This is a genomic window from Mesorhizobium sp. YR577, assembly GCF_900116595.1.
Taxonomy (GTDB): Bacteria; Pseudomonadota; Alphaproteobacteria; order Rhizobiales; family Rhizobiaceae; genus Mesorhizobium_M.
The window spans coordinates 35,048-47,322 of record NZ_FPBI01000028.1; the positions used below are offsets into that span (position 1 = coordinate 35,048).

Below are 12,275 nucleotides of genomic sequence, written 5' to 3' on the forward strand. Positions count from 1 at the left end.
CCTACTCCTTCATAGGAAATGTTGCTGTGACAGCCGACGCTGGCGTAATGCCCGCAGCGCGCTGTGGCACCTTCGAAGGCTCGGTCTCACCGCGCGTCGGTGGCTTGGACATAAGGCGGAGCAGGTAGTAGGTGCCTGCTCCAAAGGCGAAGAAGTAAACCACCACGAACGCCAGAAGCGACATGGCCACTGCGGGTGCTGCGAGCGGCGAATGTGATTCCGCAGTCCTGAGGAGCCCGTAGACGGTAAAGGGTTGACGACCGACCTCGGTCGTCACCCAACCCGCGATGACGGCGACAAAGCCGGCGGGTCCCATCACGACACAAGCGCGATGCAACCATGACCAGTCGTAAAGTCTCTTGCGAAAGCGGGCGACCAGACTCCATAGACCGATACCAAGCATCGCAAAACCGAGCGCGACCATGATCCGGAACGACCAGAAGATGATATGTGTCGGCGGCCACTGATCGCGAGGGAAGTCCGTTAGGCCTGGCAGCGGCGCGAAGGGATCGTGCTTGAGAATGAGGGACCCGATATGCGGGATTGAGACCTCGTACTTCACGCGGGCCTCATCGTTGCTTGGAAGGCCGAACAGAATGAGTGGCGCCCCGTTGGGGCTTGGCTGATAATCGCCCTCCATTGCGAGCACCTTGACCGGCTGATGTTCCAGCGTATTCAGCCCATGGGCATCACCCGCGATGATCTGGATGGGCGCGACAATCGCGGCCATCCACATCGCCATCGAGAACATTTTCCGGGCACCTGGATTGTTGCCATCCCTCAGGAGGTGCCAGGCACCCACGCCTCCCACCACGAAGGCAGTGGTAAGATAGGCGGCAATGACCGTGTGAACGAGGCGGTAGGGGAAGCTGGCGGTAAAGATGATTGGCAACCACGAGCCCGCGGGAACAAATTGCCCCTTGGCATTGATTGCGAAGCCTGCAGGTGTCTGCATCCAACTGTTGACGGCAATGATCCAGGTCGCCGAGATGAGCGTTCCAAGCGCCACCATGCACGTGGCAAAGAAATGCAGGCGCTTGCCAACTTTGTTCATTCCGAAGAGCATCACCCCAAGGAAGCCGGCTTCCAGAAAGAAGGCCGTCAGCACTTCATAGGCCATCAGCGGACCGATGATGGGACCAGCCTTATTGGAAAAGACCGACCAATTGGTTCCAAACTGGTAGGACATGACGACGCCTGACACGACACCCATACCGAACACCACGGCGAAGATCTTGAGCCAGTAGCGATAGAGGTTGGCGTAGACCCCTTGACCGGTCCTGAGCCAAAGCCCCTCCAGCACCATCAGATAGCTTGCAATCCCGATCGAAAACGCTGGAAAGATGAAGTGAAATGAAACCGTGAACGCGAATTGCGCACGTGCCAGTATCACCGGATCAAGCTGCTCTAGCAAAGCCCCATCCCTCCTTTAAGAGTACAAACACCGTCTCCGAAGCGCCGTCGCCACGGAGTCCTGGAATGCGGCCTAAGGTTCGCTCAGGCCGTGACGACGCGAACGGGTATGGATTTTGCCGCCGGCGTGCCGCTGATCCTGTCGTAATAGTCGAGAGGCAAAAGCGGGTTCAGCTCGGGGTAGTATCCGGCGATAGACCCGCGCGGCATCGGATAATCCAACACAGTCAGGCCGTCGACACGGCGCTCAACACCGTCATCGCTGATGGTCTCAAGTGCGATAACAGATCCCGCTTCCAAGCCTCTGTCAGCGCGATCCTCTGCATTCATGAAGAGAACCATACGGTCGTTGTAAACGCCACGGTAGCGGTCATTATAGCTGTAGATCGTCGTGTTGAACTGATCGTGTGAACGCACGGTCGCCAATCGCAGCATTGATGGATCCGAGATAGGATTGTTTACCTCTAGGCCCGGCAGGAGCAGGAAATTCGCCTTGCCGTTTGGCGTCGGCCAGATCAACCGCCTTGGCGGCACGTCCAGATGAAACCCCTTTGGGTTTTTGATCTTCTCCGAAAAATTGCTGTAAATCTCAGGATAGACCTCAGCAATCTTGTCGCGAATAAGATCGTAGTCAGCGATATAGCTTTCCCATGGAATTCTGCTGTTGGGCAGTGTCGCCATCGCCATCCGGCACACGATCTCCACCTCAGGAAGCAGATGCGGGCTGGCCGGTGTCAGGACGCCGCGCGAGGCAGTGACGTTCGACATGGAATCTTCGATCGTGACGAATTGCTCGCCAGCGGCGGTTCGGATCCACTCCGAGCGCGAAATAACCGGTAGAATCAGCGCATCGCGACCGTGCACCAGATGTCCGCGATTTAGCTTGGTTGCAATGCCGACGGTCAACGCCAGCTTGCGCATTGCAGCGTTGGATCGCTCCGTGTCCGGGACCGCGCGGACGAAATTTCCGCCCATCCCGATGAAGACCTTGGCGATGCCCTTTTCCATGGCCTCGACCGATTCAACCGTATGATGGCCATCCTCGCGTGGCGGCTCAAAGCCAAAGACGTCGCGCACGCGGTCGAGATACTCTTGCGTAGGCTTTTCATCGATCCCGACGGTGCGATCGCCCTGGACGTTCGAATGCCCGCGAATGGGAGAAATGCCAGCACCGGGCTTTCCGAAATTGCCGCGAAGCAGAAGCAGGTTCGCCACCTGCTGCAGGAGCCGCGATCCCTGCTGATGCTGGGTGAGACCCATTCCGTAGCAAATCATGGTGGCGCGCGAGCGGATGTAGATTTCGGCGCAGCGGCGGATCTGCGCTTCCTCCAATCCGGAAACTCTGACGATATCCGACCACTCCTGAGCCATGGCGTCGTCGCGGATCGCGTCCAATCCCACGGTATGCTTTTCAATGAAGTCCGTGTCGATGATCTTTTCGCCCTGAGCCTCACGCTCGAAGATCACTTTCATCATACCTTTGATGAGGGCGAGATCGCCGCCAATTCGGATGTGAACGAACTCGCTTGCGATCGCCGTCGATCCGAAGGTCGCCATCTGTACGACATCTTGCGGCTCGGTGAAGCGTATGAGCGCGCGCTCGGGCATCGGATTGACGGCCACGATCGGAACGCCACGCTTCCTTGCTTCGACCAGATTGGTCATCATGCGGGGCGAATTCGTCCCGGTGTTCTGGCCGATGACGAATATCGCCTCTGCGTGCTCGAAGTCCTTCAGGACGACGGTCCCCTTGCCGACGCCGATGGCAGGTGGCAGGCCACGGCTCGTCGGCTCGTGACACATGTTCGAGCAATCCGGAAAGTTGTTGGTTCCGAACGCCCGGACGAATATCGCATAGAGGAAGGCGGCCTCGTTTGGCGTGCGGCCGGACGTATAGAACTCCGCCTCGTGCGGACTTTCGAGTGCCCGCAGATGATCGCCGATCATCGCGAAAGCCGTATCCCAGTCGCAGGGGACGTACCTATCGGACGCAGCGTCATAGCGCATTGGCTCCGTCAAGCGTCCCTGCATTTCGAGCCAATAGTCCGACTGCTCCATGAGTTCGGTCACTGTGTGTTTTTCGAAAAACTCACGGGTCACCCTGAACTTTGTCGCTTCATGGGCCAGCGCCTTGGCACCATTTTCGCAAAACTCGAGTGTCTTCTTGCAGTCCGCGTCCGGGAAAGCACAACTGGGGCATTTAAAGCCGCCCGGCTGGTTCATCGCGAGTAATGCGCGGGAGCCTTTGGTGATGACGCTCTGCTCAAGCAGAACTTTCGCGGTCGCCGCAGCTGCGCCCCAGCCTCCCGCAGGGTGGTGATAAGTCTTATAAAGGGGCTTGCTGTCAGCCATGTCTTCAAGCACTCCCAAGAAATGATCCTATTTGCATTAGATCACGTTATCATATTGAAATCTATAGACAATTTGTCTTTGTCATCGGGACAATATGTCCAAAACGTTGCCCGCACGAGACGCTAAGTCATTGACTTTGCGTGGTGCCGGAATCTGGCACGAATTATGCTGCTGACTGTGCCGCTAGAATGAGCAATCGGCATTTTGAGGCCAATCGCTGGTACAGATCGCGTCGAGCAGCGCGGCTTTCTCGGTCAGTGGAGAGCGCTTCTATCGCAAACTTGCCAATCGTGTGCGGTGAAGGGTGCCCGAGCGGTTCCGATGCACTGAGTGGTCCCACCGAACACGACGGATATCCAAATGATCTTACGCTCGAAGCCCAACTTCAAAGATATAATGTTTGCCATAAACGGCTCTATTCTACCCCGGATTGGGGCCCAGCTTATCGCGATTGCGCTTATCAGTGTTGTGGCGATCTTTGCTGCGCAGGAACATCCGGGAATATTCGCGCGGATCAGCGCTATTCCCTTCACACTGATAGGCATCGCGCTGTCTGTCTTCATGAGCTTCCGAAACAACGCCTGTTACGCGCGGTGGTGGGAGGGACGACGGTTGTGGGGCGAATTGACCATTGCTTGTCGATCAATCGCGCGCCAAACCTCAACCCTGGAAGAACACGATCGGTATTTCCTCCTTTATGGATTATGCGGCTTCGCGGCCGGACTGGCAGCACGGTTGCGGGGGCAGGACGAGCTGGTTGCGATCAAGCCGTGGTTGGATTTCAACGAGAGTCCAAAAAACCCTAATCCGACAAACGAAGTGCTTGATCGGATTGGCCGATATTGCCTGACCCTTATGCATCAGGATCGGATAGGGCCGATCCACTACTCCGTCCTGGAACGTGAGGTCACTGCGCTCAGCGACGTGCAGGGCGGATGCGAGCGTATCGCCCATACGCCCGTGCCGTTTTCTTATTCCTTGCTGCTGCATCGCACAGCGCTTGTCTTTTGCGTGACATTGCCGTTCGCGCTCGCCGGCTCCCTGGGCTGGTGGACTCTTCTACCCGTCCTCCTGGTGGCATATACCTTCTTCGGGCTCGATGCGCTTGGCCATCAACTCGAAGATCCGTTCGGTTTGGAGCCCAATGCTTTGCCGCTTGACGCGTTGAGGCGAAACCTGGAGCGGGAACTGCTTGCGCTCCTGGGCGAAGAAGACCTGCCAGCCCCGATTGAGCCAAAAGACAATATCCTGAGCTAGGACCCTTATGAGCCGGGTAGATTATGCTGAATGTCAAAGGCGCGGCAGTCGTGTTGGACATTTTGTCTGGCACTAGAAGGACAGCTTGTCCAATTTCCTTCGAGAGGCCGAGATAAGCTATTGATTTTACGCAACAGCGCGACATGGCACATCTGTTGCTGTCTAACCAATGCTGGCACATCGACAGGGGTAGCCCGTCGTTGCGGTAAGGATTGGTAACAGGATGGCACGAGTCCTACTGACGTCGACTCCAAATCAGAGGGAATACCTCGCGCAGTGGTTGCGTCCGCGGTCAATGTCTACACGAACCAGACGGCTTGCTCCGATCTCTCCTTTTGGGCCATGCTCCTCACGACGTCCGGCAATTGGGATGTTGCGGCAGTCGCCCCATTCTCGAGGTGTTCATCGCGTTCCAGAAGCAGCGGCATTGATGTGATGCATCTTGCAACGAAATTTCACGCCACCTCGACTGTCGTGGCATTGGGAAGGAACTCGAATGTCAAGGGATGCACAGCAGGAGTCCGTTGAGACGATCGCCGATCCTGAATTCGGGCCATGGTTGGCGCAAGCGTCGATACTGGTCGTCGATGACGAGCCGGGAATACGAAACTTCCTGGTCAAGATACTAGGCCCGCGCTGCAAGGTGATCGAGGTGGCGGCTGACGCAAAGGAGGCGTCTCGGAAGCTCGATGAACAGCGCTTTGACGTTGTCATCCTGGACAACATCATGCCGGGAAAGTCTGGCCTCGAGTGGTTAGCCGAGCAACGGGCGACCGGATTTTTCGCCGACGTTATCCTGATGACGGCATATGCCGATCTCGATACGGCGATCGGAGCCTTGCGAGCCGGCGCTGTCGACTTCGTTCTAAAACCATTTCGGTCAAACCAGTTGCTCAACGCTGTCGCGCGTTGTCTCGATCGAATGCGGCTCCAGCGCGAAAATGACGTTCTGCGTCACGAATTGAGATCACCCTCGCATCAGATATTTCAACGCAACAAGTTGCTCGGCAGTTCGAGGGCAATCCAACACGTACGCGACACCATTGCACGGGTCGCGGCCTTGCCAACTTCGGTCCTGTTAACGGGCGCATCGGGGACCGGAAAGGAAGTTGCCGCACGTTCGCTGCACTCCCTCTCCAACCGCTCCGATAAACTTTTCATTCCGATCAATTGCGGCGCAATCCCTGCGGAGATGATCGAGAGCGAACTTTTCGGTCACTTGAAGGGCGCTTTTACCGGTGCTGCGCGGGCGCGTGAGGGATTGTTTATGCATGCGCATGGCGGGACGGTGTTTCTCGATGAAATAGGCGAACTTCCTTACGCACTTCAAACAAAGCTGCTGCGCGTGCTGGAGGACCGGCGCGTACGGCCGGTTGGTTCCGAGCGCGAGCTGCCATTCGACGCGCGTTTCATTTTCGCCACGAATGCGGACCTTCCAAAACGCGTCGAGGCCGGAACGTTCCGCACGGACCTCTATTTTCGCATCAACGTCATGCAGGTTCATCTACCTCCCTTGAAGGATCGTGGCGAAGACGTGTTTGACCTTGCCAACCTGTTCATGCGCGAGCTCTCCCAACAGCTTGGCATGCGACCGGTTGAGATCGACGACAGGGTGCGAGCTTCACTCGCGAGATATGACTGGCCCGGAAACATCCGCGAATTGCGCAATTTGATTGAGAGAACCGTGATTCTTGGTGGGTTCCCGGACGATATTAAGAGGATTGTCGATGATGATGACCACATCAAGAATGGAGGAACTCTAGCCGATGTCGAGCGACGGCATATCCTGACCGTGCTGCGCGAGGCTAAAGGCGATCGTGAAGAAGCTGCACGCCGACTCGGTATTTCGCGCAAGACAATCGACCGCAAATGCGTGAGTTGGAATGTATGACTCCGCGCCCCAACTTAACGAGCAGAAGGAGATCCGTACGCTATCGCCTCCTTGCGATCGCGCTTGTTCCTATGCTCATCATCCTGCCCCTTTTGCTTGGGGTGAGCATCAATCGTTGGAACGATAAATTCGATGCGATGACGGTGTCCAAGGTCAATGATGACCTGACCATCGCTCATCAATATGTGGCACGGATACTCGACAATATCGAAGGCCGGCTGACGGCTGTGGGTGAATCGGCCCGCTTTCAGGAGCTCGTTTCGAAAGGAGAATACTCGACCGGCGACCTTTCGGGGCTTCTCAAAGATGTCGCGCAAGCCCGCAAGTTCGACTTTCTCTACGTTGTCGGTGATGGCGGTCATATCATTGTCAGCGGTTATCCGATGGCTTTGCCATCCATTCGCTCGAACTGGCCGATCGTACGATCTGCTCTTGAAGGCCACTCGAAGACGGGCATGGATGTCTTCAGCGCCGACGATCTCGCGGCCATTTCGCCAGAGCTCGCGCAACGTGCCCGTATTGCGATCGTCCCGACAAAAGGAAGTACCGCGAGCGATCTTAAAGAGGAAACACATGGCCTGGTCTTGCAGTCCGCAAGCGCTTTGACATTGCCCGACGGGCAACGTGCTGCACTGGTAGGTGGCATCCTCTTGAATCAGAACCTCGGGTTCGCTGATACGATCAACAACCTTATTTACAATGATGCGGCTCTGCCCGAAGGCAGTCACGGCACGGTCACCCTCTTCCTCAATGATATCCGCATCAGTACGAATGTGCGGCTGTTCGAAGGTCGCCGGGCCATCGGAACACGCGTTTCGGAAGAGGTTCGCAGTGCAGTTCTCGATCAGGGCCGGACATGGCTCGATAGCGCCTTCGTCGTTAATGACTGGTACATCTCGGCTTATGAACCGATCGTGGACAGCTACAATCGCCGGGTCGGAATGCTTTATGCGGGGTTTCTTCAGAAGCCCATCACGGAGGCGAAACTCGAGACTTTACTGTCTATTGCGGCTGCGTTTCTTTTCGCCGCAGCCGCCACCATTCCCCTGTTCCTGATTTGGACCAGCGGTATTTTCCGGCCCCTTGAGCGCATGAGCGGCACAATCGCGCGGATAGAAGAAGGAGACCTTTCGGCACGAACAGGTCCTATCGAAAATAAGGATGAAATCGGCCAGGTCTCGCTTCATCTCGACCATCTTCTCGACCTAATCCAGGAACGCGACGCTGAACTGCGGCGGCTGAACGAGGACCTCAATCACCGGGTCGAACAGCGGGCGCAGGAATTGCACGATGCCACCCTGCAGCTCGAAGCAAGAACGAAGCAACTTGTTATGTCGGAAAAACTCGCCTCAATCGGCGAGATCACCGCCGGCGTTGCTCACGAGATAAACAATCCCATTGCAGTCATGCAGGGGAATCTCGAAGTCATCCGCGATCTGATGGGTTCTAACGCCGAAAATGCCAAGACCGAGTTTCTTCTTATCGACCAGCAGATGCACCGCGTTACGGAGATCGTTACCAAGCTGCTTCAGTTCGCCAAGCCCCAGGAGTATGCGGGGTACGCCGAGCAATATGTAGCGGCAGGCATCGTTTCCGATACGCTGCCGCTGGTTCAGCACCTTTTGAAGAAGACGACGATTTCGGTCACCCGCGAAGATCGCGCCTTGCGGCCGATTATGATGAACCGTACCGAATTGCAGCAGGTTCTGGTCAATCTCATCGTCAACGCCATCCATGCCATGCCGCAAGGTGGCCAGCTCACCCTGCGCACGTTTGACAGCGATCTCGATGGCGAGGCGGGAGTTGCGATCGAAGTCGCCGACACCGGCACCGGCATGACGCCAGAAGTCATCCAGAAGATTTTCGATCCGTTCTTCACGACGAAGACCCGGGAGGGAACCGGGCTTGGCCTGTCGATCAGCCAGATGCTCATGACGCGGCAAGGCGGCAAGATCCTGGTAAAAAGCGAGATCGAGACGGGAACGACATTTACCATTTGGTTGCCGGAAGCGCGCTGACGTCTCCCGTTGTGACGGACACTTTGTCCAGCCGCCGTTCGACATATTGTCCAACAGAGATAATCACAAGACGCTACCAATTTGATTTTATTATCTATTCAAACTGGCATGCACATTGCTCGGTAATCTGTGCAGAAGCGGAGGATTGGCTCGCGTGGTTTGCTATCGGTGTTCGGTAGTGTTTCCGCTCCGTCGTTCATTCTTTCTTTGAACCAACATTCTTGCCTTGAAAGGATGGCTCAATGAACGCAGAAAAATACACTGATCGTGCAAGAGGGTTCGTCCAATCTGCGCAGTCGCTTGCGTCGCTGGAGGGCAATCAGCAGTTTACACCTCTTCATATTCTGAAAGTTCTGTTGGACGACAACGAGGGCCTGGCCGCTGGCTTGATAGACCGTTCTGGAGGCAATTCCCGCGAGATACTCAACGCCACCCAAGAGGCACTCGCGAAGTTGCCGAAGGTCAGCGGTTCAGGTTCGGGTCAGGTTTATCTTGCACCGGAAACTGCGCGCCTCTTTACTGCTGCGGAAGCGGCTGCGGAAAAAGCCGGCGATAGCTTCGTGACGGCTGAGCGGCTGCTGCAGGCACTCGACGCTGACAAGCACAGCGAAGCGGGAAAGCTCCTCGCTCAGGGTGGTGTTACGCCGCAAAATCTCAACGCGGCCATCAATGCATTGCGCAACGGCCGCACCGCCGACAGCGCGTCGGCGGAGAATGCCTATGATGCGCTCAAGAAATACGCCCGCGACCTGACAAAGGCCGCGCGGGACGGGAAGCTCGATCCCGTAATCGGCCGTGACGAGGAAATCCGCCGCACCGTCCAGGTCCTGTCGCGGCGCACCAAGAACAACCCTGTGCTTATCGGGGAGCCTGGGGTCGGCAAGACGGCCATTGTCGAAGGCCTGGCGCTTCGCATCATCAATGGCGACGTACCCGAGAGCCTGAAAGACAAGAAGCTTCTTGCGCTCGATCTTGGTGCATTGATCGCCGGTGCGAAATATCGCGGCGAGTTCGAAGAGCGGCTTAAAGCCGTCCTGCAGGAGGTGACGTCCGCTGCCGGGGGCATCATCCTGTTCATCGACGAGATGCACACTCTGATCGGCGCTGGCAAAACCGACGGCGCGATGGATGCCTCCAACCTTTTGAAACCTGCGTTGGCGCGCGGCGAGTTGCATTGCGTTGGAGCAACCACGCTCGATGAGTACCGCAAGCATGTAGAAAAGGATGCCGCGCTGGCGCGGCGCTTCCAGCCGGTGTTTGTCTCGGAGCCAACGGTCGAGGATACGATTTCGATTCTGCGCGGCCTGAAAGAGAAATACGAACTGCATCACGGTGTTCGTATTGCAGATTCAGCACTGGTGGCCGCGGCGACGTTATCGAACCGCTATATCGCTGACCGCTTCCTGCCGGACAAGGCCATCGATCTTGTCGATGAAGCCGCGGCCCGCTTGAAGATGCAGGTGGATTCCAAACCGGAAGCACTGGATTCGCTGGATCGCGAAATTGTCAGGCTCAAAATCGAACAGGAAGCGCTCAAGAAGGAAAAAGACGCTGGCTCCAAGAGCCGGTTGCAGACTCTCGACAAGGAATTGGTCGAGTTGGAGAAGCGTTCGGCCGATCTCACATCGAAATGGCAGTCTGAGAAAAACAAGCTGTCAGACGCACAAAAGATGAAGAGCGAGCTCGACCAGTTCCGCACCGAACTCGCCAACGCGCAGCGCAAAGGCGAATATCAACGGGCTGGTGAACTTGCCTACAGCACGATCCCGGAGCTTGAAAAGAAGCTCGCCAATGTGGAAGCCGACGAGAACTTTTCCATAGCCGAAACAGTCACAGCCGACGATATCGCGCAAGTCGTGTCGCGCTGGACTGGAGTACCGGTTGACAAGATGCTCGAGGGCGAGAAGGAAAAACTGCTCCATATGGAGGAAATGCTGGCCAAGCGAGTCGTTGGTCAGTCTCAGGCTGTGCGCGCCGTGTCGACGGCCGTGCGTCGCGCGCGCGCCGGGTTACAAGACCCCAATCGCCCGATCGGATCATTCATGTTCCTGGGGCCTACCGGCGTGGGCAAAACCGAACTCGCCAAGGCCCTTGCGGAATTCATATTCGATGATGATACGGCGATGGTTCGTATCGACATGTCCGAATTCATGGAGAAGCACTCGGTTGCGCGATTGATCGGCGCGCCGCCAGGCTATGTCGGTTATGACGAGGGCGGTGTGCTGACGGAAGCCGTGCGGCGGCGGCCCTATCAGGTTGTTCTGTTCGACGAAATCGAGAAAGCGCTTCCTGACGTGTTCAATGTGCTGCTTCAGGTCCTTGACGATGGCCGCCTGACGGATGGTCAGGGTCGCACCGTCGATTTCCGCAACACGCTGATCATCATGACGTCCAACATCGGGGCGGAATATCTCGTCAATCAGCCCGAAGGCGAAAAGACGAGCGTCGTGCGTGAGCAGGTCATGGCGATGGTGCGCGCGCATTTTCGGCCCGAATTCCTCAACCGCATCGACGCAATCATTCTGTTCCATCGATTGCAGAAGAGCGAAATGGGTCGGATCGTCGAAATCCAATTTCAACGTTTGCGCAAACTGCTGGATGATCGAAAAATCGACCTTTCGCTCGACGCGAAGGGCAGGGATTGGCTTGCCAACAAGGGCTGGGAACCGGCCTACGGGGCACGTCCGTTGAAGCGCGTCATCCAGCGGTATGTCCAGGATCCATTGGCCGAGATGCTGCTTGCAGGTGATGTGTGCGACGGGTCGAAGGTCAAGATTTCGGCGGTCAAGGACGGCCTTACATTCAACGGGAAAACGGTAAAGACTGTCGATGAAGATGAGTTGGAGTCAGTGTGATCGCCGGGTAGCCATTCCCAACTCTCCTGTTGTCGAGATTATGGATTCACGGATGCCTCAGTCCAATAACCAGTTGCCATTCGAGTTCAACCAAGGAGGACGTAGCGATGCAGCGTAAGATCAAAGAAAGCATGGAAGTCATCGGGGCCGACGGTGTTCATGTAGGCACCGTCGATCGCGTCGAAGGCGAGCGCATCAAACTGAAAAAGAGCGACAGTTTTGGAAGGCATGAGGGCCATCATCATTACATCGAACTGGGCTTCGTAGCCGGTGTCGAGGGTGACAAGGTTCGTCTTTCCGCGAACGCGGACATCGCCGTGACGCTGGAAGAAGAAGCGACCGGGCGGCCGGTCAATCTCTGATGCATTTCCCGAGGCAGCCTAGCGACTGCCTCGCTTTTTCCGCGACCGAGGCCAAACGCCCGGGCACCAGCGGTCATTAGTCCATGAGAGTTGCGGCGATGCAAGAATACGAGCTCTACATAAATGT

Annotated in this window: 7 protein-coding genes; 5 read left to right on the top strand and 2 right to left on the bottom strand. The window is 56.5% G+C overall.

Annotated features, from left to right (window positions below):
• Position 1: 1 nt before the first annotated feature.
• Both BM413_RS27770 and BM413_RS27775 read right to left on the bottom strand, forming a co-directional pair.
• Positions 2–1,414, bottom strand: coding sequence for a cytochrome ubiquinol oxidase subunit I (locus BM413_RS27770; RefSeq protein WP_091918097.1), 1,413 nt, complete (start codon positions 1,412–1,414; stop codon positions 2–4).
• Between the two features lie 83 nt (positions 1,415–1,497).
• Entirely contained in the window at positions 1,498–3,765 is a 2,268-nt protein-coding gene (locus BM413_RS27775; protein ID WP_091918098.1) for an FdhF/YdeP family oxidoreductase, read from the bottom strand.
• Positions 3,766–4,125: 360 nt separating this feature from the next.
• On the opposite strand from BM413_RS27775, the gene BM413_RS27780 reads away from it, so the two are divergent.
• The 5 genes from BM413_RS27780 (at position 4,126) to BM413_RS27800 (ending at position 12,148) form a co-directional block, all read left to right on the top strand.
• On the top strand, positions 4,126–5,022 hold the full coding sequence (locus BM413_RS27780; RefSeq protein ID WP_091918099.1) for a bestrophin family protein: 897 nt from the start codon (positions 4,126–4,128) through the stop codon (positions 5,020–5,022).
• 496 nt (positions 5,023–5,518) lie between these two features.
• Positions 5,519–6,913 (top strand): sigma-54-dependent transcriptional regulator, encoded by a 1,395-nt coding sequence (locus BM413_RS27785; protein WP_091918100.1) that lies wholly within the window; start codon positions 5,519–5,521, stop codon positions 6,911–6,913.
• Positions 6,914–6,984: 71 nt separating this feature from the next.
• Positions 6,985–8,931 carry a sensor histidine kinase gene (locus tag BM413_RS27790; protein ID WP_244538053.1) on the top strand — a complete coding sequence of 649 codons (1,947 nt, stop codon included), beginning with the start codon at positions 6,985–6,987 and terminating at the stop codon, positions 8,929–8,931.
• 242 nt (positions 8,932–9,173) lie between these two features.
• Complete coding sequence (gene clpB / locus BM413_RS27795) at positions 9,174–11,786, top strand: ATP-dependent chaperone ClpB (RefSeq protein WP_091918102.1); 2,613 nt, start codon at positions 9,174–9,176, stop codon at positions 11,784–11,786.
• 107 nt (positions 11,787–11,893) lie between these two features.
• The gene (locus BM413_RS27800) at positions 11,894–12,148 is read left to right on the top strand and encodes a DUF2171 domain-containing protein (RefSeq protein ID WP_091918103.1); all 255 of its coding nucleotides are present in this window, start codon (positions 11,894–11,896) and stop codon (positions 12,146–12,148) included.
• Positions 12,149–12,275 lie beyond the last annotated feature (127 nt).

Coding starts and splice junctions, on each gene's coding strand:
- BM413_RS27780 (WP_091918099.1), top strand. CDS start 4,126: ATGATCTTACGCTCGAAGCCCAACTTCAAAGATATAATGTTTGCCATA.
- BM413_RS27785 (WP_091918100.1), top strand. CDS start 5,519: ATGTCAAGGGATGCACAGCAGGAGTCCGTTGAGACGATCGCCGATCCT.
- BM413_RS27800 (WP_091918103.1), top strand. CDS start 11,894: ATGCAGCGTAAGATCAAAGAAAGCATGGAAGTCATCGGGGCCGACGGT.
- BM413_RS27775 (WP_091918098.1), bottom strand. CDS start 3,765: ATGGCTGACAGCAAGCCCCTTTATAAGACTTATCACCACCCTGCGGGA.
- clpB (WP_091918102.1), top strand. CDS start 9,174: ATGAACGCAGAAAAATACACTGATCGTGCAAGAGGGTTCGTCCAATCT.
- BM413_RS27790 (WP_244538053.1), top strand. CDS start 6,985: ATGCTCATCATCCTGCCCCTTTTGCTTGGGGTGAGCATCAATCGTTGG.